This is a genomic window from Streptomyces sp. Ru72 (genome assembly GCF_002920635.1).
Lineage (GTDB): Bacteria > Actinomycetota > Actinomycetes > Streptomycetales > Streptomycetaceae > Streptomyces.
Genome location: NZ_PQSR01000005.1, coordinates 63,644 through 88,676 on the forward strand (window position 1 = coordinate 63,644; position 25,033 = coordinate 88,676).

Sequence of the window (25,033 nt, forward strand, 5' to 3'; positions counted from 1 at the left end):
CCGTGCTGACGCACGTCATCCGCCTGATACCGTCCCCGCCAGCGGCCGGTACTCTCCGGCCGCCGCGCACGAATCCCGTTCTGCCGCTGAGAGGTTGGAGCATGCCGGACGACGCCGCCCCCCGCGATGCCGCCGAAGAGGCGTCCGCCTTCTCGCACCCGCCGGTGGACCCCGACTCCACCGCCGTCTACGGCGACCACCCCGACCAGGTGATCGACTTCTACGCCCCGCGGCAGACCGAGCCGGCCGGGGCGGCGGGCGCCCCGGGACCCGCCCCCCTGGTCGTCCTCCTGCACGGCGGCGCGTGGCGTGCGCCCTACGACCGCCGGCACATCTCGCCGTTCGCGGACTTCCTGGCCCGCCGGGGCTTCGCCGTCGCGAGCGTCGAGTACCGCCGGGGCGCCCTCATCCCGTCCCAGGCCGACGGCTCCGCGGACGCGGAGTCCGGTGCGGGCGGCGCTACGGGGCCGGTGGCGGGCCGCTGGCCGGACACGTTCGACGACGTGGCGGCCGCGATCGACGCGCTTCCCGGGCTGGTGCGTGAGGCGCTGCCGCAGGCCGATCCGCGTCGCACGGTGATCACCGGGCACTCGGCGGGCGGTCACCTGGCGCTGTGGACCGCGGCCCGGCACGTCCTGCCGCCGGACTGCCCGTGGCGCACGGACCGCCCCGCCCCGCTGCGCGGTGTGGTGGCGCTCGCCCCGATCGCGGACTTCCACGTCGCCGAGAAGCTGGAGGTGTGCGGCGGCGCGGCGGTCCAGCTCCTCGGCGGCAGGGACCGGTTCGAGGAGCGCAGACCGTACGCGGACCCGGCGCTGCTGCTGCCCACCGGTATCGCCACCACCCTGGTCCAGGGCCGGACGGACGTCGTGGTCCCGCAGGCGGTCGCCGAGGCGTACGCGGAGGCGGCGGCGAAGGCCGGCGAGGTGGTCGGCCTCACGCTCCTGGAGGGCGTCGGCCACTTCCCCCTGATCGACCCGGCGGCGGACGCGTGCGCGGTGGTGGCCGAGGAGATCGCACAGCTGGCGTGGTAGCCGGGGCCCCGCCCCCGGGTGGACCCGGTCATACCCGTAATACCTGAGAGCTACCTCCCAAGTGAGCTCCGCGGCATGACGCCGACGACGGGTGACGCTCCGTAGCTTCCTCTCCGTGACTGCCCGATCAGCGCGGCAGCGGAAGGGGAGGACGTCATGGGTTCTCGGGGGAGGCGCCCGGCCGCGGTCGAGCAGGCGGACGGACGGGACGGGACCGGGGGAGGGGAAGAGCGGCGGCGCCTTCGCCGACGGCGCCTCGGCCGCGTCCGTCGCACGCTGCTCGCCGTCCTCGTCACCGTCGCCGTCGTCGTCCCGCTGTCGGCCGCCGCGCGGCCCCGCATCCCGGCCCCGCCGCCGGCCGTGCCCGTCCCGCTCTCGGCGGCCACGCTCACCGGGACGTACCGGGCGAACCGCGCGGATGCCGCCGAGGCGTCCCGCATGGCGGCGGCCCACGGCGACCGGAGCCGGGCGTCGGCGGAGCGGGCCCTGGCCTCCCCCGCCAGCGATCTGCTGGCCTTCGACGGCCGGGGCACGGGCCGGGTGACCGAGGTCTTCGGCGACCTGGCCACCGCACGGCACATGGCGGTCCTGGTGCCGGGCTCCGACACCACGCTGGACACCTACGGCCGCTTCCGCGCCACCGCGCTCGCCCTGCACCGCGACACCGGCCGGGACACGGCGGTGATCGCCTGGCTCGGCTACGACACACCCCGGACGCTGAGCACCGGCGTCCTCACGACGTCCCGCGCCGCGCGCGCCGCCCCGGCCCTGGAACGGTTCGTACGGCAGCTGAGGGCCGCGTTCGGCCCCGCGCCCCACATCTCCCTGCTGTGCCACTCCTACGGCACGGTCGTGTGCGCCCGCGCGGGAGCCGGCGTCGACGCCCAGGACATCGTCCTGGTCGGCAGCCCGGGCACGGGCGTGGACTCCGCCGCCGCCCTGCACACCCGCGCCCGTGTCTGGGCGGCCCGCGGCGCCGACGACTGGATCGCAGACGTGCCGCACCACCGCGTGGACCTGTTCGGCACCACCGTCGGCTTCGGCACGGACCCGGTCTCCCCGGCCTACGGCGCCCGGGTGTTCGCGGCGGGCGACGGCGGCCACAGCGACTACTTCAAGCCGGGCTCGGACTCCCTGGCCAACCTGACCCGGATCGTCCTCGGCGAGACGGCGGAGGTGACCCGTGCGTGACACGACCGTGCGGCAGCGGACCCTGAACGCGATACGCACCGCCGCCCACCGCACCGACCTGGCCACCCCCGCCGAGCGGGACCGCGCGGTCGACGCCCTGCGGGCCCTGGCGATCCTCGGTGTCGTCCTGGGGCACTGGCTGGTGACCGCCCTCGTCGCGGACGGCGGTTCGCTGCGCACCGCGAGCCCGCTGCACTTCATGCCGTGGCTTGCCCCGATCTCCTGGGTGTTCCAGACGCTCGCCGTGTTCTTCCTGGTGGGCGGCCATGTCGCGACGAAGGGCTACGCCTCGGCGCGTGCCCGGGGCGTCACCTACGGGCAGTGGCTGCGCACCCGCCTGACCCGGCTGTTCAAGCCGGTCGCGGCGGTCGTGACGCTGTGGACGGTCGCGGCGTGCGGCCTGCTCGCGACCGGGGCGGACGCCGGCACGGTCCACACCCTGGTGAAGCTCGCCCTGTCGCCCCTGTGGTTCCTGCTGGTGTTCGCGGCCCTGACGGCGGCGACCCCGCTGCTGACGCGCCTCAACCCGCTCTGGCCGCTGGCCGTCGTCCTCCACGTGGACATCGTCCGCTTCGGACTCGGCGGGCCGTCCTGGCTGGGCTGGGTGAACCTGCCGGCGGGCTGGCTCGTGCCGTACACCCTGGGCGCGGCCTGGACCCGGGGCGAGCTGGAGAGCCGCCGCGCGGGCCGGGTGCTGCTGGCGGGCGGCGCGGCGGCGACGGCGGTACTGGTGACGTGGGCGGGTTACCCGGCGTCGATGGTCGGCGTCCCGGGCGAACCGGTCTCCAACCTGAACCCGCCGACCCTGGCCGCCGTCACCTTCGGCCTGGCCCAGTGCGGACTGGCGCTGCTGCTGCGCGAACGGCTGCGCCGCGCGATGCGCGGCCCGCTGGCCTGGACGGCGGTGGCCCTGGTGAACCTCTCCGCGATGACGATCTTCCTGTGGCACCAGACGGCACTGATGGCGACCACCGCGACGGGCCTGCTCGCCGGCCGCCTGCCGGGGCTGCACACCGTCCCCGACAACTTGACGTGGGTGGCGGCCCGCCTGGCCTGGCTGCCGGTCTTCGCATCCGCCCTGACCGTCTGCTGGGCGGCCTTCCGCGCCTGCGAACAGGGCGGCACCCGGCGCCCTTCCCGGGTGGTCCGGTCACACCGCCCCGGGGCCGGCCGCACCTCGGGTCCTAGGGTGGACGCGTGATGCAAGGGGGGAACCGCGTCCGGCGAGGGCTGCGGGTGCTGCGCGAGGACCTGTGGACCGTGCGGGCGGATCCGCTGCCCCCGTCCGTCTGGCTGCGCTGGCTGCCGCACGGAATCGTGTGGCTGACCGCGTTCGGTGTCCTGGTCGGCGCTGTGCCCCAGCTCCACGAGCACGGCCATCTGGCCCTCGGATACGCCTACCTCATCGGGCTCGGCCAGAGCGGGGCGGTGGTGCTGGCCCTGTGGCGGCCGATCCCGGCGTGGTGGCTGTCGACGGGGGCGACGGCACTCGGGGCGGTCGCGGTGCACGGCCCGTTGCTCGCCGGAGAGGCGGACGGCTTCACCTGGCCGTGGACCTCGGCCGGGATCGTCGCCCAGCTGTTCGTGCTGCTGCTGCTCGCCCTGAGGGTCCGCACCCGCGTCGCGGTGGAGGCGCTGGTCCTGACCATGCTGGTCACCTACGTCCTGCAGGGGCTGTGGGGCGCGGCGAACTACCAGTCCACCGGCGTGCTCACGACGGCCCTGTCCGCGGCCGTGGTGGTGCTGGGCGTCGCCCTGCGCGGCCGCCGCGAGGCCCGCGCCGAGCTGGTGCAGCAGACGACGCTCACCGCGGAGGAACGCGCCCGCCGCACCCTCCTGGAGGAGCGCAACCGCATCGCCCGCGAACTGCACGACGTCGTCGCCCACCACATGTCGGTCATCTCCATCCAGGCCCAGGTCGCCCCCCACCTGGTGGAGAACCCCTCCGCCGAGCTGAGGGAGAACCTGGACGGCATCCGCAAGAACGCGCTGGAGGCCCTGACCGAACTGCGCCGCGTCCTCGGCGTCCTGCGCTCGGAGAACCCTGCCGACCCCTACGGCCTGGGGAGCGGCAGCGGTACCGGCGCCGCCCCCGACTCCCCGCAGCCCACCCTCGACCGGCTCGACGCCCTGGTGGAGAACACCCGCGCGGCCGGCATGGAGGTGCGGACGGAGATCGTCGGCGAGGTGCGCCCGCTGTCACCCGGTGTGGAGCTGTCCGCGTACCGGATCGTCCAGGAGGCCCTCAGCAACGCGCTGCGGCACGCCCCCGGCTCCACCGTCGGCGTCGAACTCACCTACGTGCCGCGGGGTCTTCAGCTGCACATCGCCAACTCCCGGCCCACCCGCCCGGCTCCGCCGTCACACGGTGCGGGCCACGGACTGCTCGGCATGCGGGAGCGGGCCGTGATGCTCGGTGGGACCCTCTTCGCGACCGGGACGGCCGGCGGCGGCTTCGCGGTGTCGTGCTTTCTGCCCAGCCCCGAGGACGCCCCGACCGACGGCGATCCCGCCGACCCGACAGGAGAAGAGAACCGATGACGAGCAGCATCATCCGCGTACTGATCGCCGACGACCAGATGATGGTCCGGCAGGGCTTCACGGTGCTGCTCAACGCCAAGCCCGACATCGAGGTCGTCGGCCAGGCCGTCGACGGCAGGGACGCGATCGCCAAGGTCGCCGAACTCGCCCCGGACGTCGTCCTGATGGACATCCGCATGCCCGAGCTGGGCGGTATCGAGGCGACCCGTCGCATCACCGAGGCCACCCCGCACCCCAAGGTCCTGGTCCTGACCACCTTCGACCTCGACGAGTACGTCTACGACGCCCTGCGCGCCGGCGCCTCCGGCTTCCTGCTCAAGGACGCCTCCGCCGACCAGCTCGCCGAGGCGGTACGGGTGGTGGCGGCGGGCGACGCGCTTCTCGCGCCCGGCATCACCCGGCGCCTGATCGCCGAGTTCTCCCGTATGCACAGCACGCCCCGGGCGCCGTTGAAGGAGCGCGTCGGCGACCTCACCGAGCGGGAGACGGAGGTCCTCGCCCTCATCGCCCAGGGCCTGTCGAACGCGGAGATCGCCGAGCGCCTCGTGGTCGCCGAGCAGACCGTGAAGACCCATGTGGGCCGCATCCTGGTGAAGCTCGGCCTGCGCGACCGCACCCAGGCGGCCGTCTTCGCCTACGAGTCGGGGCTGGTGCGGCCGTCGGGCTACTGATGTGCGGCCGCGCGGACGGGAGGTACCGGGGAGGCAGCCGGAAGCCCCCGGGGAGGCACCCGGGAGCCGCCCCCCACCCCTACCCGTAGTACTTGAGAAGGATTCTGGAGGACCCCCCTCACTGGTGACGACCGCGCCCCCCGACCGGGCCTACCTTTTCCACGTGACCGAGACGACCCAGAGGCAGACGCCACCGGACGGCGCGTACGCCCCGTACACGCCGCGCAGCCCGGAGTACCGGCTGGCCGCGGACGCCCTGCGCAGAATGCGGCAGGACCTGTTCCACGACGCCTTCGCCTACCGCCCGTTGCCCCGCATGAGCGTCGACGGCCCCGTGACCAGGCGGCTGCCGCGGCGCATGCGCGAGTACGCGGCCTGGACCCCGCACGCCGTGGTGGCCGGGGCCGGCCTGGTGGCCATGCTGGTCGCCCAGCGGAACGACGGCGGCGGACTGACGGACCTGCTGAGCGGTCTGTTCGCTCTGATCCCGGTGCTGTTGACGCTGGTGCGCCCGGTCGGAGCCTTCTGGACGTCCTTGGCGGGGACCGCCGGGACCGCGGTCCTGGGCTCCTCCTGGGGTTCCTGGCCGTGGCTGCCCAGCAGTTTCATAGCCCATCTGACGGTGCTGACGGTGGTGGCGATACGCACCCGGCCGCGTACGGCGGCGTGGATGTGGGTGGCCACCGCGGCCTACGCCTTCGTCGCCGAGACCGCTTTCGGGTGGGGCCACTACGACGGCGACGCCCCGGCCATGCTGGTCGTCTCCGCCCTCGCACTGCTCGCGGTCACCGTCCGGCACATACGCCGCGAGGCCGAGCAGGAGGTGACCGCCCAGCAGAGCGAGACCGCGCACGAGCGCTCCCGGCGCACCCTGCTGGAGGAGCGCACGACGATCGCCCGCGAACTGCACGATGTGGTCGCCCACCACATGTCGGTGGTCGCGATCCAGGCGGAGGCCGCGCCCTACCGTGTGGAGAACCCACCGCCGGAGCTGGAGAAGGCATTCGCCACGATCCGGGAGAACGCGGTGGCGGCCCTGACCGAGCTGCGCCGCGTCCTCGGCGTCGTACGGGCGGAGGACTACGAGGCCCCGGACGCGCCCCAGCCCACCCTGGCCGACCTGGACGCCCTGCTGGCGAACGTCCGCGAGGCGGGACTGAGCGTCGACAAGGTGGTCACGGGCGCGGTGCGGGAGCTCCCGCAGGGCGTCGAGCTGTCGGCGTACCGCATCGTCCAGGAGGCCCTCAGCAACACGCTGCGGCACGCGCCGGGCGCCCCGGCACGGGTGGAGATCGGCTATGTGCTCGGCGGGCTGGGCCTGCGCATCCTCAACGGCCCGGCGCCGCAGGTCACGCTCACGAAGTCGACGCACGGCGCGGGGCACGGCCTGACGGGCATGCGCGAGCGGGTCTCGATGCTGGGCGGGGAGATGACGGCGGGGGAGACGGACGACGGAGGCTACGAGGTGACGGTGTTCCTGCCGGTGGCCACCGTGGAGGGCACCGCGTGACCGAGGGCACCATCCGCGTACTGATCGCCGACGACCAGATGATGGTCCGGGAGGGCTTCTCGGTGCTGCTCGGGGCGATGCCGGACATCGAGGTCGTCGGGGAGGCGGTCAACGGGAGGGAGGCGGTCGAGCGGGTCCGGGAACTGGCCCCGGACGTCGTGCTGATGGACATCCGCATGCCGGAGCTGAACGGCATCGAGGCGACCCGGGAGATCGTCGCCGCGGACGGTGCGGCGAAGGTGCTGGTGCTGACCACCTTCGACCTCGACGAGTACGTCTACCAGGCGCTGCGGGCGGGAGCCTCCGGCTTCCTGCTCAAGGACGCGTCGGCCAAGCAGCTCGCCGAGGGGGTGCGCGTGGTGGCGGCCGGCGAGGCGCTGCTGGCGCCCTCGGTCACCCGGCGGCTGATCACGGAGTTCTCCCGCCTGGCGGACCGGCCGGCGCTCCCGCCGGCGGCCCGGGCGGCGTACGGGGACCTGACGGAACGGGAGACGGAGGTGCTGGTCCTCATCGCCCAGGGACTGTCGAACGCGGAGATCGCGGAGCGGCTGGTGGTCGCCGAGTCCACGATCAAGACGCACGTCAGCCGCATCCTGGTGAAACTGGGGCTGCGCGACCGCACCCAGGCGGCGGTGTTCGCGTACGAGGCGAGACTGGTGACCCCGGGATGAGCCGGCCTTCGTGTGAGACCCCCCTGGTCAGCGGGCGTCCGCTCGGTTAGCGTCCGGGCATGGCAGCTCCCTCCGCTCTCGCGTTCGACCCCTGGGACCCGGCGTTCGTGGCCGACCCGTACCCCGCCTACGCCGAGCTGCGTGCGCGGGGCCGCGTGCACTGGTTCGAGCCCACCGGCCAGTGGCTGGTGCCGCACCACGCGGACGTGTCGGCGTTGCTGCGGGACAGGCGGCTGGGCCGGACCTACCAGCACCGGTTCACGCACGAGGAGTTCGGCCGGACCGCGCCGCCGCCCGAGCACGAGCCGTTCCACACGCTCAACGACCACGGCATGCTCGACCTGGAGCCGCCGGACCACACGCGCATCCGGCGCCTGGTGTCGAAGGCGTTCACGCCGCGGACCGTGGAGCAGCTGAAGCCGTATGTGCGGGACCTCGCCGGCGAGCTGGTGGCGCGACTGGTGGAGGCGGGCGGCGGCGACCTGCTGACGGACGTCGCCGAGCCGCTGCCGGTCGCGGTGATCGCCGAGATGCTGGGCATCCCCGAGGCGGACCGCGGGCAGCTGCGCCCCTGGTCGGCGGACATCTGCGGGATGTACGAGCTGGGTCCGTCCGAGGAGACGGCACGCAGGGCGGTGCGGGCGTCGGTGGAGTTCTCGGAGTACCTCCGGGAGCTGATCGCCGAGCGCCGCAAGGAGCCGGGGGAGGACCTGATCTCGGGGCTGATCGCCGCCTACGACGAGGGCGACCGGCTCACCGAGCAGGAGATGATCTCGACCTGTGTGCTGCTGCTGAACGCCGGACACGAGGCCACGGTGAACGCGACCGTGAACGGCTGGTGGGCGCTGTTCCGCCACCCGGACCAGCTGGCGGCCCTGCGCGCGGACCACACGCTCGTCCCCTCGGCGGTGGAGGAGCTGATGCGCTACGACACCCCGCTGCAGCTCTTCGAGCGCTGGGTGCTGGACGAGATCGAGATCGACGGAACGGTGATCCCGCGGGGCGCCGAGATCGCCATGCTGTTCGGCTCCGCGAACCACGACCCGGCGGTCTTCACGGACCCCGAGCGGCTGGACCTGACCCGCCGGGACAACCCGCACATCTCCTTCAGCGCGGGCATCCACTACTGCATCGGCGCACCTCTGGCGCGTATCGAGCTGGCGGCGTCCATGACGGCGCTGCTGGAGAGGGCCCCGACGCTGCGGCCGGCGGCGGAGCCGAAGCGGAAGCCGAACTTCGTGATCCGGGGCCTGGAGGGGCTGAGCGTGGAGATCGGCTGACCGCCGCGCCCTCACGCTCCGGGAGGGCGGCCCACGGGCAGCGTCAGCGCCCAGGCCCCCTCCCGCACCACCCACGTCCGCGTCCGCACCGGCCCCGACACCACCGCATCGGCGCGATAGCGGAAATCGGCTCCCGACACCGTCACTCTGCGCCCCACCGCCAGCAGCGGCGACGCCTCCGCGCCCACCGAGACCGGCCGCACCTCCACCTCGGCCACCCCCGGATCCCCCGGCGTCACGGACACGCCCTCCACCGGCTGATCCAGGTCGACCAGCGTCTCCCCGTCGACCTCCACCCGCAGCCGGGACGGCCCGGGCGCCGCCGGGCGGGGCGGCGGCACCCGCGTCGGACGGGCCGCGAGCGTCCGCACCAGCGACTGACACGTCCGCAGCCACGGATGCCCCGAGCCCGGCGCCGCGGCCGGCATCGGTTCGGTCCCGGCCCCCTCACGTGCCGGAACCGGAGGAATCCGCAGATCGCCCAGCACCACCCCGTCACTGTCGTCCACCAGCAGGTCCAGCCGCCGCTCCACCCCCTCAAGGACGGCCCTGGCCGCCGCCACAGCCCCCGCCGGCACCCCCAGCGACCGCGCCAGCGACTGGGCGGCGCCCACCGGCACCAGTGACAGGGCCGTCGTGCCCAGCTCACGGCGCCGGTGCAGGAACGTCACCGCCCGCAGCAACGCCCGGTCGTCGCCCACCACCACCGGCCGCCGCGACCCCCGGCGATCCAGCGCCCGGGCGAATTCCTCCGGCCCCTGCGGGAGACACACCTTGGTGGCCGCACCCGCGCTGAGCACGTCTTTCGCGATCCGTACCGACTCACCGTCGCTGTGACGGGCGACCGGGTCGATGACCACAAGGAGCTGGTCGGAAGTCGCCACCTCGGTCCTGCCTCACTTCCTCGGGTAGCATCTCTGTGCAAGAGCCCCTTGCGCTATTGCGTCAGGGGCTTCGTCTATTCCGGGGCATCCGGTCCGACGGTTTGCGGCCAACGACGGTCGCGGTGCACGCGGCGGTGGACCCTCCGCGTACGCCCCCGACCCTGGACATGCCCCGCCCGGAAGGGGTGTACGCGCGTGCCCGCACTTGTGCTGCTCGGTGCTCAGTGGGGTGACGAAGGCAAGGGAAAGGCCACCGACCTGCTCGGTGGTTCGGTGGACTATGTAGTGCGCTACCAGGGCGGCAACAACGCCGGCCACACGGTGGTCGTGGGTGACCAGAAGTATGCGCTCCACCTCCTCCCTTCCGGAATCCTGTCGCCCGGATGTACGCCCGTCATCGGCAACGGCGTCGTCGTCGACCCGTCGGTCCTGCTCTCCGAGCTGAGCGGTCTGAACGAGCGCGGTGTCGACACCTCCAAGTTGCTGATCAGCGGCAACGCCCACATCATCACGCCGTACAACGTCACCGTCGACAAGGTCACGGAGCGCTTCCTCGGAAAGCGCAAGATCGGCACGACCGGCCGCGGTATCGGCCCGACCTACGCCGACAAGATCAACCGCGTCGGCATCCGGGTCCAGGACCTGTACGACGAGTCGATCCTGACCCAGAAGGTCGAGGCGGCCCTCGACGTCAAGAACCAGATCCTCACCAAGCTGTACAACCGGCGCGCGATCGCCGTCGACCAGGTGGTCGAGGAGCTGCTGGGCTACGCCGAGAAGATCGAGCCGTACGTCGCCGACACGGTCCTGATCCTCAACCAGGCCCTGGAGGAGAACAAGGTCGTCCTGTTCGAGGGCGGCCAGGGCACGCTCCTGGACATCGACCACGGCACGTACCCCTTCGTGACCTCGTCGAACCCGACCGCGGGCGGTGCCTGCACCGGTGCCGGCGTCGGCCCCACGAAGATCAGCCGCGTCATCGGCATCCTCAAGGCCTACACGACCCGCGTCGGCTCGGGCCCCTTCCCGACCGAGCTGTTCGACGAGGACGGCGAGGCGCTGCGCCGCATCGGCGGCGAGCGGGGCGTGACGACGGGCCGCGACCGCCGCTGCGGCTGGTTCGACGCGGTGATCGCCCGCTACGCGACCCGGGTCAACGGCCTGACCGACTTCTTCCTCACCAAGCTCGACGTGCTCACCGGCTGGGAGCAGATCCCGGTCTGCGTCGCGTACGAGATCGACGGCAAGCGGGTCGAGGAGCTCCCGTACTCCCAGACGGACTTCCACCACGCGAAGCCGGTCTACGAGATGCTGCCCGGCTGGCAGGAGGACATCACGAAGGCCAAGACCTTCGCGGACCTCCCGAAGAACGCCCAGAACTACGTCAAGGCGCTGGAGGAGATGTCCGGCGCCCCGATCTCCGCGATCGGCGTCGGCCCGGGCCGCGACGAGACCATCGAGATCAACTCGTTCCTGTAAGTCCCTTATATCCTCGTCCAGTTGGGCCGGTCATGGACATCCTTGACCGGCCCATGGGCTGCTCCTGGTTCCGTGCGGAGGTAGGGACCGGAACTATCTACGCGGGTAGTGCCGTCCCTCTTCGCTCTCCAGTCCCAGGAGCCTTGTATGCCCGTCAGTCCCATGAACCGACGCGAGTTCATGCAGAAGTCGGCCGTCACCTCGGCGGCGGTCGCCGTCGCGGGAGCGGTCGGCAGCGGCACGGCCGCGGCTGCCGACCACGAGCCCGAGAAGACGCCGCGCACCTGGTCCTTCTCCGTCCTCGGCACCACCGACCTGCACAGCCACGTCTTCGACTGGGATTACTACAAGGACGCCGCCTACAGCGACAAGGCCGGCAACTCCGTCGGTGTCGCGCGTGTCGCCACGCTCATCAAGCAGCAGCGCGAGGCCAAGGGCGAGGACCGGGTGCTGCTCGTCGACGCGGGCGACATCATCCAGGGGACCTCGCTGGCGTACTACTTCGCCCGCGTCGATCCGATCACCGGCGAGGACGCGCCCAAGCACCCCATGGCCGTCGCCATGAACGCCATGCGCTACGACGCCGCCGCGCTCGGCAACCACGAGTTCAACTACGGCATCGACGTGCTGCGGAAGTTCGAGAGCCAGTGCCACTTCCCGCTGCTCGGCGCCAACGCCCTCGACGCCAGGACCCTGCGCCCCGCGTTCCGCCCGTACACCGTGAAGCGCATCCGCGTCCCCGGCGCCCCCGACATCAAGGTCGGCATCCTCGGACTCACCAACCCCGGTATCGCGCTGTGGGACAAGGACAACGTCAGCGGGAAGATGGTGTTCCCGGGCCTGGTCGAGCAGGCGAAGAAGTACGTGCCACGGCTGCGGGCGCTGGGCTGTGACGTGGTGTTCCTGACGGACCACTCCGGCCTCGACGGCTCCTCCTCGTACGGAGACGAACTCCCGTACGTGGAGAACGCGTCGAACCTGGTCGCCGAGCAGGTACCGGGCATCGACGCGATCCTGGTCGGCCACACCCACGTCGAGGTCCCCTCCTACACGGTCAAGAACGAGGAGACCGGAGAGGAGGTCCTCCTCTCCGAGCCCTACTGCTGGGGCTACCGCCTGAGCGTCTTCGACTTCGAGCTCGAACTGCACTGCGGCCGGTGGAAGGTGACGAGCAAGACGGCCCGGACCCTCAACCCCAACACGGTCGACGAGGACCCGGAGATCAAGCGGCTCCTTCAGGCCGACCACGAGCTGGTGGTGAAGTACGTCAACACGCCCGTCGGCACCTGCACGGCGGACCTGTCGGCGGCGGAGTCCTGCTGGAAGGACGTCCCCATCATGGACTTCATCCACCAGGTGCAGATGGCGACGGTCGCCTCCGGGCTGTCCTCCGCCGACGCCGCGCTCCCCCTGATCTCCGTAGCCGCGCCCTTCAGCCGTACCGCCGACATCCCCGCGGGCAGCGTGACGATCAAGGACATCGCCGGCCTCTACATCTACGACAACACCCTCTACGGCAAGAAGCTGACCGGCGCCCAGCTCAAGGACTACCTGGAGTACGCGGCGAAGTACTACCACCAGGTCCCGTCCGGCACGAAGGTCGACACCGCGACCCTCACCAACGCCAACAACTTCTGGGACTACATGTACGACACCGCCGCGGGGGTCGACTACGAGATCGACATCGCGCAGCCCGAGGGCTCGCGCATCAAGAACCTCTCCTACAAGGGCGCACCGGTCGCCGACGACCAGGTCTTCGTCGTCGCCGTCAACAACTACCGGGCCAACGGCGGCTCCGGTTACCCGCACATCGCGTCCGCGCCCATCGCCTACAGCTCCACCAACGAGATCCGCCAGCTGATGATCGACTACGTGACGTCCAAGGGCACCCTGAACCCGGCGGACTTCGCGGACGTCAACTGGAAGCTGACGCAGGGCGGGACGCCGGTGTTCTAGGCCCCCGCCTTCTCTCTGGCGGGGCCGTTCACTCGCCCCGCCAGGAACTCCTCCCAGGTCCGGGTGCCCCTCTCCGCGCCGTCGAGGGCCAGGTTGGCCCCGGACCGGTAGGCGCGGCCGGCCTTGCCGGGCATGCGGACCGGGAGCATCGGGCGGTGCTTGCCGCGTGCCGTGAGGTAGGTGCGCAGCAGGTCCGCGAGGTCGTACACCGCCGGTCCGGCCAGGTCGGGGACCAGGCCGGCCGGTTCGCCGAGCGTCAGCTCCACGAGCCGGGCGGCCACCTCGCCCACGTCGACCGGCTGCATCCGCAGCCCGCCGGGGACCGGTATGACCGGCAGCTTGGTCATCTTCTCGGCCATGAGCAGCGCCAGGTCGTGGAACTGGGCGGCCCGCAGGGTCGTCCACGCGATCCCCGCCCCGGCGATCGCCCGCTCCGCCTCCAGCTTGGAACGCAGCCAGGCCAGCGGGACGCGGTCCGCGCCGATGACGGAGATGTACACCAGGTGCCGGACCCCGGCCTCCTGCGCGGCCCGCACCAGGTTCCGGGTCGCCTCGTCGTCGCCCTTGGGGCCGCCCGCGAGGTGCAGGACGGTCTCCGTGCCCGCCACCGCAGCGTCCAGGCCTTCATCCGTCCGCAGGTCGCAGGACACGTACTCGATGCCCTCCGCGGGGTCGTGCGCGTGCCGGCTCAGCACCCGGGCCTCGCGGCCCGCCTTCCGCAACAGCGGGACGACGTGCCGGCCGAGAGTGCCGGTGCCGCCGGTGACCAGAACGGGGGCGGTGGTCGTGTTCATGATGTTCTCCGTAAGCGGTCGATCCGTCATTCAGTGGGTGATCTACTGAGACGACCCGCCGCCCGGAAGGAATGTGACACGGTGCCCGAACTTCCTCTGGCAACCGAGTGGTTCGAGGTGCAGCGTCCCAGGTTGCGGGCGGTCGCCCACCGGATGCTGGGCTCGCTCAGCGAGGCCGACGACGCCCTCCAGGAGGCGTGGCTGCGCGTCGACCGCGCCGATGCGGCCGACGTGGAGAACCCGGCCGCGTGGCTGACGACCGTGGTGGCCCGGGTGTGCCTGAACATGCTGCGCTCGCGCGAGAACCGGCGCGAGGAGCCGCTGGAAGCGGCCCGGGCACCGGTCACGGCTGCGGTCGCCGACCCGGAGGAGGAGGCGCTGCTCGCCGACTCGGTGGGCCTGGCACTGCTGGTCGTCCTCGACACGCTGACCCCCGACGAGCGGCTCGCGTTCGTGCTGCACGACATGTTCGCGGTGCCGTTCGACGAGATCGGCACGATGCTCGAGAAGACCCCGGCCGCGGCCCGGCAGCTCGCGAGCCGCGCCCGCCGCCGGGTCAGGGGCACCCCGGCGCCCGAGGCCGACCTGCCCCGGCAGCGCCGGGTCGTCGACGCCTACCTGGCCGCGACGCGCGGTGGCGACTTCGACGGGTTGCTGGCGCTGCTCCACCCCGACGTGGTGCTGCGCGCCGACCGCGCGGTCGTCCCGACCCCCGAACCCCTCCGCATCGCCGGTGCCCACCCGGTGGCCGAGGGCGCGATGGCGTCCATGGGCCGGGCCCGGTGCACCGCCGCGGTTCTGGGGGACGGCCGCCTCGGCCTCGCGATGCTCGAGGCGGGCCGGCTGCGGCTGGTGCTGACCTTCACCTTCGCCGACGGCCTGATCACGGAGATCGACGTGATCGCGGACCGGGAGCGGCTGCGGGAGGTGGAGGTGGCGGTGCTGGACGAGCCGGTGGTCGGCTGAGCCCGCTCGCGTGCCCTTCATCCGCACCGACAGGCGGATCCGCACAGTCGGGGCAGGCGGGCGGGAGGCCGAGGCAGCAGTGCAGGGCAAGGCTCAGCCTGTGGTCGACGGCCTCGCGCTCGCCGGAGGGATCCCGGTCTTCGGGCGGTGGTGTGAGCGCGTAGGGCAGGGCGGTGGTGAGGACGGCGAGCGTGACCGCGTCCTGCGTGGCACCCCTCGGCAGATGCCCGGTCACGTGCCGGCGCAGCCAGTCGCAGGCCGTCCGGTGCCAGAGGGTGGTCGGGCTCAGTACGGCGGTGTGCATCAGGTCCGGGGCGGTCAGCGCCATGGCTTTGGTGGCGGGGTGCTCGCGCACCAGACGCGCCGCGCGCACCATGACGCGGACGGCGAGACACCGTGGCGGCGGCAGCGGCCCGGGTGCCTCGCGGGCCACCTGCAGCAGACGCCGGAGTTCGGTCAGCGTGGCGTCCCGGATCAGGGCCTGCGGGCCGGCCCAGTTCCGGTAGAGGTAGGAGCGGTTGCAGCGGGCCAGGCGGGCGATGTGCGTCACGCCGACCCGCTGGGGGCCGTACTGGGCCAGCGCGTCCAGGGTCGCGCGGTACACCGTGCCCGTCCCGGGCTGCCAGACGGAGGAGGTCGATCGGCTCACGTCCGGCAGCATGGCGAGGGCGGGGTGGGTACCTGGCCGGAAAAGCGCGACAGATCTGGAGAAAGTGTTGCGGTTTTTCCGGCTATTGGGTGACGGGGGCAGTGGGCGTCCCCATGGTCAGCAGCCGATCGTCCAGGTGTGCGAGGCGCCCTGGTCGTTGGCGGCGGCGTTGTAGCCGACCTCCTGGCCCGGAGCCAGGCAGATCGTCACGTGGCCCAGCCGTTCCCGGGCGGAGTACACCTTGACGTGGTCCTTGACGCCCGGGCCGGAGATGCCGTGGTTCGCCCACGAGGAGTCGTGCCAGGCCATGTCCCCCTCCCACCAGTGGTCGTCACCGCTGTGCTCGATCTTCAGGCCCTGGAAGTTCGCCTCCGTCCACACACAGAAGTTGCCGCTGCCACAGGGCACGGCCTGCGCGGACGCGGAGGTCGCGAGCACGGCCCCCGCGGACAGGGCGGTGGCGGCGAGGAGGGCGGCCAGACGCTTGTTCATGTTGATGGATTTCCTTTCGCGGTGAGGAGAGATGTGGCCTCGGCGAAGGCATGAGCGCGCAGCCGCTGCCATTCGGCGATCTCGGTGCGATGCCGGGAACGGACCTCGGCCAGGGAACGGTGGGTCTTCTCGGCCTCGGGTTCAAGGTTGTTCACGATCACCGACGTACGGAACCACCGGCGCTGGTCGCCGTAGAGCCGCTGCTGGGCCGCCGCGAGGCAGCCGTCGGTATGGGCGCGGACCACGTAGCCCGTGGGCAGGCGGATCGACAGTTCTGCCTCGCCCGACCCGAACAGGGCGTCGGAGACGCGCCGTTGCTCGGCGGACGAGGGCGTCGGCTGCCCCGGACGTGGAGGGGTCAGGCCCTGGCGGGCGAGGCAGCCGCCGGTGAGCTTCTGGGTGGCGGCCTTGATGACGTCGTCGGGGGATGGGCTGGGCGGTGCGTTCCCCGTCGCCGTGCAGGCGGTGAGGAGCAGCCCGGGGGCGAGAAGTGCGGCAACGGTTTTCGCATGCGGACGCATCTGGAGCATCAGCCCGGCCGGCACCCCATCGTGCTGTCACCGACCCCGTCGAACTTCGTCGCCCACTCCCAGTTGTTGGAGTAGTCGTCCGGGTAGATGGCGCGGTACAGGCAGCCGCCGGGCTGGTAGCTGATCGCGTACACGGTCACGGAGGCATGCGAGTCGAAGGAGTACGCGTGCCGCTTCACCCGGGCGTCGGCCTCCCGATACCCGGGCGGCGCGTAGTCCCAGGCACCCCCGGGTCCCATCTGGTTCGGCTCCGGCCAGAAGTACACATGCCCGGGAGGCACGGCGACAGCGTGCGCGGCCGACGCGGCGCCCGGCCCGAGGGCCGCCACCAGGGCAGCGGCGATGACAAGGTGACGCATGGCCGGGGCATGCCCTTGGGCTACCGCCCGTATGCGGCAGGTGTGTCCGGTTCACCCCTTCCGGGGGATCAAGGGGTACGAGCACCCTCGAGGAACGCGCCCCATGCGCCGGGGGAGACCGTGAGGGTGGGGCCGGTGGGGTTCTTCGAGTCGCGGATGTGGATGGCGGCCACGTGCCCGTGGGGTTCCTCATAGGCGACTTCGACGCAATTGCCGCCGCCGCCGTCGCTGTAGCTGGACTTGAACCACCGAAGGGTGCCGTTGCCGGTCATCGTTCTTCTCCTGCCAACCTCTCGATGAGGTCCAGCGAGTCGTCGGGACTCAGGGCCTGTGCGCGGATCTTCGCATAGCGGTGCGCCAGTCGGGACACCAACCGCCTGCGCCGCAAGCGCCCGGCGCCGCCGACGGCCGGACCGGTCACGACCGTCGAGGTCGAGACGCGCACCCCTGGCGCGTCCGCCTACCGGGAGGCGGCGCGCCGGGGCGGCGCACTGGCGTGGGCACTGCTGCGGGGCCAGGCCGCGCCCGCGTAGACGCACAGACTCCCGGCCGCACGCCCGTGCCGCCGAGTCCTTCAAGAGAAACGGGAGTGCTGATGACTGTCACACTCGAACCGCCCTGAGACGGTATACCGACGGTATACTCCGCTCATGGCTGACACCACGATCAAGGTCGACCCCGCTGTCCGAGACCGCCTCCAGGAGTTGGCCCGGGACCGCGGGATGAGTATGCGGGACCTCGTGGCGGAGCTGGCCGGGGCCACGCCCACCAAGGAAGAGCTGCGCAGGCGGTACGAGGAGACAAAGGCGTACGTCGAGGAGCACTTCCTCGGCAGGCCGTACACCGAGGAGGACGAGAAGGCCGGCGAGAAGTTGTGGGCCGACCTGCAGTCCGGGCGCATCGGGGAGGTCCAGTGAGGGAGCAGGACCAGTACCCGCTGCCGCGTGCCGTCATCTTCGACGACACTGCCGCCCTCGCGCTCGGCGCAGGGAACAGCATGGCCTCCCGCCTGGTCGTCGAGGCCGAGAAGGACCCCGCCCTGCGCGTGTACATCCCGGCGCTCAGCCTGGCCGCCGCCGAGCGGGAGCGGGCGGGAGTCGCCGAGCACCTCGGCGCGCTGCCGTCCGTGAACATCGAGGCGCTCGACTTCGTTGCGGCAACCGCCGTGGGCAAGCGTCTGCGGACAGCGGCCGCCTCAGAAGCGGAGGACGACGGCAAGCTGGAGCCGGACTGGAGCGGTGCGCACGTGCTGCACCTCGCCCTGCCCACGGTGGAGTGGCCGCGCGGCCGTCCCGTCCTGACCAGGACGCCCACCCGGTACCGCGGTACAGGCATCCGTACGATCCGGATCGTGGAGAGCTGACGAGGAGCCGGCGGGGGGCACCCGCTCGGGAGCCTCTCCCCGGCCTCAGCTGAACACGATCATCGACCCCTGCGCCAGGCTCCGCGTGGCCGCCGCGTGCAGGCCGAGCCACACATGGCGTTCGCGGGCGAACGGGCTCGGGTCGTACGGGGCCGGAAGCGCGGGTTCCTCCAGGGCCGTGGGGGCGAGCGGAGGGTCCGGGGCGGCCGGGGGGTTCGACGGGTCGATACCGATCGACGGGGCCACGAACTCCAGCTCCCGCAGCAGCGCCTGCGACGACCCCAACGGGCCGCCGCCCGCCAGGAGTTCGTCGTTCGACAAGGGCTGCGGGAAGTCCACCGGGACGTACGCGCCGGCGTGGTCGTAGTGCCACACCAGGTGCGACTGCTGGGCCGTCGACTCGAACATCTCCAGGAGCTGCTCGTAGTCGCCGCCCAGCTCGTCGACCGGGGTCACGGCGAGGCCGCACACCTGGAGCAGATAGGCACGGCGCAGGAAGTGCAGCGCGTCGTAGTCGAACCCCGCGACCGGGGCCACCTCGCCGGTCAGGCCCGGCATGTACTGGTACACCGGCACCGGCGGCAGTCCGGCCTCGCCCAGCACGTTGTCGTAGAGGGCGAGTTCCTCGGCGAACGGGTTGTCGGGGGTGTGGCACAACACGTCGACGAGCGGGACCAGCCACAGGTCACAGGCCAACAGTAAGCTCCTCGGGTTATCGGTGTGGTGCAGGAAGCGTAATGGGCGTGCGGGCGGCCGGTCGCGCTCAGCCGTGCAAGCCGTGCAGGTCCCATACCCACACCCCGCCCACCCACTTACATGGCGGCGGTGAAGCGGGAGTTGGCCTGTCGCGTGCTCAACCAGCGGCCGGCCGCTCCAGCAGTGCGAGGGAGTGCGCGTTGTACGCGGTGACCACGGCGTGCGCGGCGGCCGGGTCGCGGCGGGCCAGGGCGTCGACGAGTTCGGTGTGCCCGGACCACAGCCGGCCCTTCAGATCGGTGACCCGGCGCAGGTGCTGCACCACGCACACCCAGGACTGCACGCGCAGCCGGTGCAGGAAGTCGGCGAGGTAGGGGTTGCCGTACAGGGCGCTCAGCTCGCGCCAGAAGCGCAGGTCGTAGCCGATGAGGACGTTCAGGTCGCCGGCGGTGGCGGCGCGCTCGGCCTCCTCGCCGCGGCGGCGCACCGCGGCGAGGGCGGTGGTGCGGCGCGGGTCGTCCGCGGCGGACCTGCGGTGGCCTGTGCGGGCGCCGTCCTCGATGAGGCGGTGGAAGATGCCGTCGGTGACCAGGCTGCGGGCCTCGATCATGCCTCGGTAGTCGTCCAGGGAGTAGGCACGGACCTCGAAACCCCGGTGCTGGACGGCGTCCAGGAGACCCTGCGCCGACAGGTCGACCAGCGCCTCGCGGACAGGGGTCGCGGAGACGCCGTACTGCTCGGCGATCTCCTTCACCGTGAACTCCTGCCCCGGCTGCAACCGGCCGGCCAGCACCTCGTCGCGGAGCGCGTCCGCGATCTGCTGCCGCAGGGTGCTACGAGTGACGGCGCCATTGCCGGGCATCGTTGTCTGGGTCCCCCTCCGCGTACGGGTGCGTGTTCCTGCCGGAGACACGTCACCTTACGCGGTGGGGGACCCGTGGGCCGCCCGTGCGCGGTGCGGCCGGTCAGACCGTGTACTCGTCGGCCACGGACAGCGCCGCGTCCAGGGCCGCGAGGCCCTCCTTCGCCTCCGCCTCGGTGATGGTGCAGGGCGGGACGACATGGGTGCGGTTCATGTTGATGAAGGGCCACAGACCGTGCGCCTTGGCGGCGGCGGCGAACGCGGCCATGGGGGCGTTCGCCTCACCGGCCGCGTTGTACGGCACCAGCGGTTCGCGGGTCTCACGGTTCCTGACCAGCTCCAGGGCCCAGAACATGCCGACGCCGCGCACCTCGCCCACCGACGGGTGCCGCTCGGCCAGCGCCCGCAGCCCCGGCTCGATGACCTGGGCGCCGACCACGGCGGCGTTCGCGACGACGCCCTCCTCCGCCATCACCTCGATCGTGGCGACCGCGGCGGCGCAGGCCAGCGGGTGACCTGAGTAGGTCAGACCACCCGGATAGGGCCGCCTGGCGAAGGTCTCGGCGATCCTCGGCGAGATGGCGACGCCGCCGAGCGGCACATAGCCGGAGTTCACGCCCTTGGCGAAGGTCATCAGGTCGGGGACCACGTCGAACAGATCGGCCGCGAACCACTCGCCGGTGCGCCCGAACCCGGCCATCACCTCGTCCAGGACGAAGACGATCCCGTGCCTGTCGCACAGTTCGCGCACGCCCGCGAGGTAGCCGCGGGGCGGGACCATGATCCCCGCGGTGCCCGGGACGGTCTCCAGGACGATCGCGGCGATCGTGCCGGGCCCCTCGAAGGCGATGGTCGTCTCCAGGTGCTCCAGCGCCCGCTCGCACTCCTGCTGCTCGGTCTCCGCGTAGAACCGCGAGCGGTACAGGAACGGCGCCCAGAAGTGCACCACGCCCGCAGCACCGCTGTCGGAGGCCCAGCGGCGCGGGTCCCCGGTGATGTTCACGGCCTGCTGGGTGCCGCCGTGGTAGGAGCGGTACGCGGACAGCACCTTGGGCCGGCCGGTGTGCAGGCGCGCCATGCGTACGGCGTGTTCGACCGCGTCGGCGCCGCCGTTGGTGAAGAAGATCTTGTCCAGGTCGCCGGGGGTGCGCCGGGCGATCAGCCGGGCGGCCTCGGAACGGGCCTCGACGGCGAAGGCGGGCGCGAACGTGGCCAGGGTCGCGGCCTGCTCCTGGATCGCGGCGACGACCTTGGGGTGCTGGTAGCCGATGTTGGTGAAGACGAGCCCGCTGGTGAAGTCGAGGTAGCGGTTGCCGTCGTAGTCCCAGAAGTACGACCCCTCCGCACCGGCGACGGCGAGCGGGTCGATGAGCTCCTGCGCTGACCACGAGTGGAAGACGTGCGCACGGTCCGCGGCCTTGACGGCGGCGCCGGCCTGGGGATCGGTCTGAGGGATCATGCGGCGAGGCTAGGAGCGGCGGAGGCGGGCGGGACATGGGCGGGATGTCTGCGGTCCGGGGTATTCCGCGACAGGTTGTCGGGTGCCGGGCGCCGTGCCGCGGCCCGTTACGGAACCGTGCACGCCGCTGCCGTCGACTCCATCCGGGGCGGCACTATTCTCTGGCTGTCGCACGCACAGGGGGGCAGGTGAGGCGGCGATGGAGAGACTGGGGGCCGGGGATCCACTGGGGGTCCCCCCGGGCTTCAAGCTCCGGGGGAGCGTGGGGGGCTATCGGCTGCTGGCGCGGCTGGGGGCCGGCGGTATGGGCAGCGTGTATCTGGCCCGCTCCGACCGGGGCCGTACGGTCGCGGTGAAACTCGTGCGGCGGGAGCTGGCCGAGCAGGAGGAGTTCCGGGCCCGGTTCCGGCAGGAGGTGCAGGCCGCGCGGCGGGTGGGCGGGTACTGGACCGCGCCCGTCCTGGACGCCGACACCGAGGCCGACATCCCCTGGGTCGCCACCGGATACGTCGCCGGGCCGACCCTCCAGACCGTCGTCTCGCAGGACCACGGTGCCCTGCCGGAGCGGTCGGTGCGCGTGCTGGCCGCGGGGCTCGCCCACGCGTTGCGGGACATCCACGCCGCCGGGCTGATCCACCGCGACCTGAAGCCGTCCAACGTCCTCGTGACCATCGACGGCCCCCGCGTCATCGACTTCGGCATCGCCCGCGCGCTGGAGACCCTCACGGGCGCCGGGTTCACACGCACCGGCGCGCTCGTCGGGTCGCCCGGGTTCATGGCGCCCGAGCAGGTGCGGGGCGACCGCGTCACCCCCGCGTGCGACGTCTTCTGCCTGGGTTCCGTGCTCGCGTACGCCGCCACGGGCACCCTTCCGTTCGGGAGCGCGGACAGTGGGGCGCACGCCATGATGTTCCGCATCGCGCAGGAGGACCCGGACCTGGAGGGCCTGCCGGAGGGGCTTGCGGACCTGGTACGGGACTGCCTGCGCAAGGACCCGGCCGCGCGGCCGACACCGGCGCAGATCCTGGAACGCACGGGCGCCGACGACACGCTCAGCGAGGGCCGCAGCCGCGAGCCGTGGCTGCCGGGCCCCCTGGTCGCCCAGCTGGGGCGCCATGCGGTGCGGTTGCTGGACGCGGAGGATCCCGAGGAGGATCCGGAGGACCCCGAGGGACAGGAAGATTCGGGAGGCCCACGGGAGCCGCAGGAACCTCAGGGGCCGGTGGGCCAGGGGCCACAGGGGCCGGTGGGCGAGGGGCCACAGGGGCCGACGGGCCAGGGGCCACAGGGACCGGTGGGTCCCGGGAAGGGGGCGGCGCGGGCCGCGGACGCGCCCACGGCTCCGGCACCCTTTGCTGCTCCCACGATCCCGGGGCCGCCCCCCGCCTCGGACGCCCCCTACGGCGCGGTACCGCCACCGCCCGGCGTCTTCGGGCCTGCGCCGCAGCACCCCCGGTCGCCTGCCCCCGGAGGCTGGGGCACGCCGCCGTACGGTCCGCCCGCGTACGGTGATCCGGCGCCTGCGCGGCGCAGTGGACGTTTCACCGCCGTGCTGATCGTGGTCGCCCTGCTCGTCGCCCTCGGCGCGGGCGGTTCGGTGTACGCGGTGCTGCGCGGGGACGGGACCGGCACCACCGGCGGCGGCACCCCGTCGCGGACCTCAGCCGCGCCCACGACCCCCGGCCCGAGCACGCCCGGGCAGTCGTCCCCGTCCTCCTCGGCGTCCGCGTCGGCCTCGGCCGGCACCGGCTCTCCGGGTGCCGTCCCCGACGCCTACCTCGGCACCTGGACCGCCGCGATCGACAACGCCACCGGGCACAACACCCGGCGCCTGGTCATCCGGCAGGGCGGCGTGGGCGACACGGTGCTGTCGCTGACCGCCGACGGCGACACGTACCACTGCGTCTTCCGGGCCGAGCTGGCCGGGCAGCCCGCCGCGAACGGCCCGCTGAGGATCGGCCCGTCCACGGTCACCGGCGGCCGGCCGGCGTCGTCCTGCACCCCGGGCGGCGCGACAGAGCTGACGCTGCTCCCGGACGGCCGCCTCAAGCGCGTGAACACGGCCACCGGCGAGGCCCTGACCTACGCGAAGACGGGGTAGGCACAGGGCTGGTCACCTCGCCTCCGGCGGCCGCTGCCGCGGCATGTTGGGCCGTGCGCCCGGCGGCGGGAACCGCCCCGGAAGCGTGCCCTCCGGGCGGGGCGCCGCCGCGCCCGACGACTGCATCGCCAGCGGTGCCGAGCCCGTGCGGAACTCCGCCATCCAGTCCGCCGTCTCCGAGCGCACCAGCTCGGTCACGTCCTCGGAGAACCGCCGCAGCACCGAAAGGCACCGCTCCGCCGCCTCCGCCGCGGTCCCCTCCGTCGGCCCCAGGACCTCCCGCACGCTCTCCGACGCCCAGTCGAACTGCAGCGCCTGCAGCCGCCGGCCGATCGCCTGTGCCGTCGCCACGTCCCGCATCCATCCGGACGTCACTCCGAAGTACCGGTCCCCCGCCACACACGCGACCCCCACCAGCAGCGACAGATACGCCCACGGGGCCACCCCGTCCGCCACCCCGGTCAGATCCAGCAGCGGCAGCGCGGCCCCGCACACGGCCCCCACCGCCGCGCCCGCGCGCAGCGCCTGCGCCCCACGCCGTTTCCACACCCGGTTCGAGAGGTACCAGGCCGCCGTCTCCAGCGCCCGCCGCTCCACCCACCGGTACAGCTCGTCGAGCCGCTGCGCGGGTTCCCCCCAGTCGCCGTGCGGGAACGGCCGGCCCATGAGGTCGCCGGGGGCGCCGGGGTCGCCCGGGTCGCCCGGCCGCAGCCCCGCCGCTCCGTCGCCCCGCCCGTCCTGGAGCGGACCCTCGGGCTGCATCTCCGGCTGACTCACCCGGCACTCCCTACCTACGGCTATGACGTTCCGCGATGCACAATCCCCTGCACGTTCCGCGGTACGTGCGCTGCTCACTTCGTGCACCCCCGCAGTGTGCTCGTGACGCATGGTGCTGAAGCGCCGCACCCTTCCTACCGCCGGGCGGGTGGCGGGCAACCTGGTTTCGCGGCTTTTCCGCCCGGAAGGGGGCCTTGGTCGGGTATACGACGCTCGGCAAACTCACTCGAAAGAGTGCCGCCGTGGGTGGGAACCGAGTCCGGACGGGCTACCCCAGCGCGCACCCCGGTGACCACGTAGGCTCGTGCCGAGGCGGCAAACTCCGCCCCGACATCCGTACGCACAAACGCACATCCGAAGCCGAAACCGTACGAGGCAGGAGCTGATCGTGATTCCCGGTGGTGGGCAGCCGAACATGCAGCAGTTGCTCCAGCAGGCCCAGAAGATGCAGCAGGACCTCGCCAACGCGCAGGAGGAGCTGGCGAGGACCGAGGTCGACGGTCAGGCGGGCGGCGGCCTGGTGAAGGCGACGGTCACCGGCGCCGGCGAGCTGCGCGCCCTGGTCATCGACCCCAAGGCGGTGGACCCGGAGGACACCGAGACGCTCGCCGACCTGATCGTCGCGGCCGTGCAGGCGGCCAACGAGAACGCGCAGGCGCTCCAGCAGCAGAAGCTCGGCCCGCTGGCCCAGGGTCTCGGCGGCGGCATCCCCGGCCTGCCGTTCTGAGCCCACCGGGCGGTCCCGCCCGGGGAAGGACGTCCACCGGA

The 25,033-nt window shown here is 72.5% G+C and carries 26 protein-coding genes and 1 pseudogene; 15 read left to right on the plus strand and 12 right to left on the minus strand.

Going from position 1 to position 25,033, the window contains the following annotated elements; genetic code table 11:
* Positions 1 to 101: 101 nt before the first annotated feature.
* From C3488_RS04000 to C3488_RS04035, 8 genes are all read left to right on the plus strand, one after another.
* Positions 102 to 1,034: a S9 family peptidase gene (locus C3488_RS04000; protein WP_103837886.1), complete on the plus strand. Its 933-nt coding sequence runs from the start codon at positions 102 to 104 to the stop codon at positions 1,032 to 1,034.
* A 156-nt stretch (positions 1,035 to 1,190) separates the two neighbouring features.
* A complete protein-coding gene (locus tag C3488_RS04005) occupies positions 1,191 to 2,225 on the plus strand; it encodes an alpha/beta hydrolase (protein ID WP_103837887.1) in 1,035 nt (344 codons plus the stop codon).
* The gene (locus tag C3488_RS04010) at positions 2,218 to 3,426 is read left to right on the plus strand and encodes an acyltransferase (RefSeq protein ID WP_103837888.1); all 1,209 of its coding nucleotides are present in this window, start codon (positions 2,218 to 2,220) and stop codon (positions 3,424 to 3,426) included. The genes C3488_RS04005 and C3488_RS04010 overlap by 8 nt, the downstream gene beginning before the upstream one ends.
* Positions 3,426 to 4,766: a sensor histidine kinase gene (locus C3488_RS04015; protein ID WP_103837889.1), complete on the plus strand. Its 1,341-nt coding sequence runs from the start codon at positions 3,426 to 3,428 to the stop codon at positions 4,764 to 4,766. The genes C3488_RS04010 and C3488_RS04015 overlap by 1 nt, the downstream gene beginning before the upstream one ends.
* Positions 4,763 to 5,437 carry a response regulator transcription factor gene (locus C3488_RS04020; RefSeq protein ID WP_103837890.1) on the plus strand — a complete coding sequence of 225 codons (675 nt, stop codon included), beginning with the start codon at positions 4,763 to 4,765 and terminating at the stop codon, positions 5,435 to 5,437. Before C3488_RS04015 ends, C3488_RS04020 begins: the two co-directional genes overlap by 4 nt.
* Before the next feature lie 163 nt (positions 5,438 to 5,600).
* Complete coding sequence (locus C3488_RS04025; RefSeq protein WP_103837964.1) at positions 5,601 to 6,947, plus strand: sensor histidine kinase; 1,347 nt, start codon at positions 5,601 to 5,603, stop codon at positions 6,945 to 6,947.
* Complete coding sequence (locus C3488_RS04030; RefSeq protein ID WP_103837891.1) at positions 6,944 to 7,618, plus strand: response regulator transcription factor; 675 nt, start codon at positions 6,944 to 6,946, stop codon at positions 7,616 to 7,618. The genes C3488_RS04025 and C3488_RS04030 overlap by 4 nt, the downstream gene beginning before the upstream one ends.
* Positions 7,619 to 7,677: 59 nt before the next feature.
* Entirely contained in the window at positions 7,678 to 8,898 is a 1,221-nt protein-coding gene (locus C3488_RS04035) for a cytochrome P450 (protein WP_103837892.1), read from the plus strand.
* An 11-nt stretch (positions 8,899 to 8,909) separates the two neighbouring features.
* On the opposite strand, the gene C3488_RS04040 is transcribed toward C3488_RS04035, so the two are convergent.
* Positions 8,910 to 9,782, minus strand: coding sequence for a diacylglycerol kinase family protein (locus tag C3488_RS04040; protein WP_103837893.1), 873 nt, complete (start codon positions 9,780 to 9,782; stop codon positions 8,910 to 8,912).
* 195 nt (positions 9,783 to 9,977) lie between these two features.
* Here C3488_RS04040 and C3488_RS04045 point away from each other — a divergent pair, with 195 nt between their 5' ends.
* Together C3488_RS04045 and C3488_RS04050 are read left to right on the plus strand one after the other, a co-directional pair.
* Positions 9,978 to 11,261, plus strand: coding sequence for an adenylosuccinate synthase (locus tag C3488_RS04045; RefSeq protein ID WP_103837894.1), 1,284 nt, complete (start codon positions 9,978 to 9,980; stop codon positions 11,259 to 11,261).
* 147 nt (positions 11,262 to 11,408) lie between these two features.
* Positions 11,409 to 13,217, plus strand: coding sequence for a bifunctional UDP-sugar hydrolase/5'-nucleotidase (locus tag C3488_RS04050; RefSeq protein WP_103837895.1), 1,809 nt, complete (start codon positions 11,409 to 11,411; stop codon positions 13,215 to 13,217).
* Here the strand turns inward: C3488_RS04050 and C3488_RS04055 are convergent.
* Positions 13,214 to 14,011 carry an SDR family oxidoreductase gene (locus tag C3488_RS04055; RefSeq protein ID WP_103837896.1) on the minus strand — a complete coding sequence of 266 codons (798 nt, stop codon included), beginning with the start codon at positions 14,009 to 14,011 and terminating at the stop codon, positions 13,214 to 13,216. The two genes, C3488_RS04050 and C3488_RS04055, sit on opposite strands and share 4 nt — an antisense overlap.
* A gap of 81 nt (positions 14,012 to 14,092) precedes the next feature.
* On the opposite strand from C3488_RS04055, the gene C3488_RS04060 reads away from it, so the two are divergent.
* Positions 14,093 to 14,977, plus strand: a complete 885-nt coding sequence (locus C3488_RS04060; protein ID WP_258053281.1) for a sigma-70 family RNA polymerase sigma factor — start codon at positions 14,093 to 14,095, stop codon at positions 14,975 to 14,977.
* Here the strand turns inward: C3488_RS04060 and C3488_RS04065 are convergent.
* From C3488_RS04065 to C3488_RS41310, 6 genes and pseudogenes are all read right to left on the minus strand, one after another.
* A complete protein-coding gene (locus C3488_RS04065; RefSeq protein ID WP_146067829.1) occupies positions 14,895 to 15,626 on the minus strand; it encodes a TetR/AcrR family transcriptional regulator in 732 nt (243 codons plus the stop codon). The genes C3488_RS04060 and C3488_RS04065 overlap by 83 nt on opposite strands.
* A gap of 117 nt (positions 15,627 to 15,743) precedes the next feature.
* Entirely contained in the window at positions 15,744 to 16,118 is a 375-nt protein-coding gene (locus C3488_RS04070) for a peptidase inhibitor family I36 protein (RefSeq protein WP_103837899.1), read from the minus strand.
* On the minus strand, positions 16,115 to 16,639 hold the full coding sequence (locus C3488_RS04075; RefSeq protein ID WP_103837965.1) for a hypothetical protein: 525 nt from the start codon (positions 16,637 to 16,639) through the stop codon (positions 16,115 to 16,117). The genes C3488_RS04070 and C3488_RS04075 overlap by 4 nt, the downstream gene beginning before the upstream one ends.
* An 8-nt stretch (positions 16,640 to 16,647) precedes the next feature.
* Positions 16,648 to 17,007: a hypothetical protein gene (locus C3488_RS04080; protein WP_103837900.1), complete on the minus strand. Its 360-nt coding sequence runs from the start codon at positions 17,005 to 17,007 to the stop codon at positions 16,648 to 16,650.
* 68 nt (positions 17,008 to 17,075) lie between these two features.
* Positions 17,076 to 17,279 (minus strand): DUF397 domain-containing protein, encoded by a 204-nt coding sequence (locus C3488_RS04085; RefSeq protein ID WP_103837901.1) that lies wholly within the window; start codon positions 17,277 to 17,279, stop codon positions 17,076 to 17,078.
* A pseudogene (locus C3488_RS41310) lies at positions 17,276 to 17,377 on the minus strand (transcriptional regulator); the annotation flags it as partial. The pseudogene C3488_RS41310 and the gene C3488_RS04085, both read right to left, overlap by 4 nt.
* A gap of 280 nt (positions 17,378 to 17,657) precedes the next feature.
* Between C3488_RS41310 and C3488_RS04095 the strand changes: the two are divergent.
* Entirely contained in the window at positions 17,658 to 17,924 is a 267-nt protein-coding gene (locus C3488_RS04095) for a hypothetical protein (RefSeq protein ID WP_258053282.1), read from the plus strand.
* Positions 17,921 to 18,370, plus strand: coding sequence for a hypothetical protein (locus C3488_RS04100; protein WP_103837902.1), 450 nt, complete (start codon positions 17,921 to 17,923; stop codon positions 18,368 to 18,370). The genes C3488_RS04095 and C3488_RS04100 overlap by 4 nt, the downstream gene beginning before the upstream one ends.
* A 45-nt stretch (positions 18,371 to 18,415) precedes the next feature.
* On the opposite strand, the gene C3488_RS04105 is transcribed toward C3488_RS04100, so the two are convergent.
* From C3488_RS04105 to C3488_RS04115, 3 genes are all read right to left on the minus strand, one after another.
* On the minus strand, positions 18,416 to 19,066 hold the full coding sequence (locus C3488_RS04105) for a hypothetical protein (protein ID WP_103837903.1): 651 nt from the start codon (positions 19,064 to 19,066) through the stop codon (positions 18,416 to 18,418).
* 157 nt (positions 19,067 to 19,223) lie between these two features.
* Complete coding sequence (locus C3488_RS04110; protein WP_103837904.1) at positions 19,224 to 19,928, minus strand: GntR family transcriptional regulator; 705 nt, start codon at positions 19,926 to 19,928, stop codon at positions 19,224 to 19,226.
* A 103-nt stretch (positions 19,929 to 20,031) separates the two neighbouring features.
* The gene (locus C3488_RS04115; protein WP_103837905.1) at positions 20,032 to 21,387 is read right to left on the minus strand and encodes an aspartate aminotransferase family protein; all 1,356 of its coding nucleotides are present in this window, start codon (positions 21,385 to 21,387) and stop codon (positions 20,032 to 20,034) included.
* Between the two features lie 199 nt (positions 21,388 to 21,586).
* On the opposite strand from C3488_RS04115, the gene C3488_RS04120 reads away from it, so the two are divergent.
* The gene (locus C3488_RS04120; protein ID WP_103837906.1) at positions 21,587 to 23,488 is read left to right on the plus strand and encodes a serine/threonine-protein kinase; all 1,902 of its coding nucleotides are present in this window, start codon (positions 21,587 to 21,589) and stop codon (positions 23,486 to 23,488) included.
* A 12-nt stretch (positions 23,489 to 23,500) separates the two neighbouring features.
* Here C3488_RS04120 and C3488_RS04125 read toward each other — a convergent pair whose 3' ends face one another.
* The gene (locus tag C3488_RS04125; RefSeq protein ID WP_103837907.1) at positions 23,501 to 24,265 is read right to left on the minus strand and encodes an SLATT domain-containing protein; all 765 of its coding nucleotides are present in this window, start codon (positions 24,263 to 24,265) and stop codon (positions 23,501 to 23,503) included.
* A 388-nt stretch (positions 24,266 to 24,653) separates the two neighbouring features.
* Between C3488_RS04125 and C3488_RS04130 the strand changes: the two genes are divergently transcribed.
* On the plus strand, positions 24,654 to 24,992 hold the full coding sequence (locus C3488_RS04130; protein WP_103837908.1) for a YbaB/EbfC family nucleoid-associated protein: 339 nt from the start codon (positions 24,654 to 24,656) through the stop codon (positions 24,990 to 24,992).
* The last annotated feature ends 41 nt before the right edge of the window (positions 24,993 to 25,033 follow it).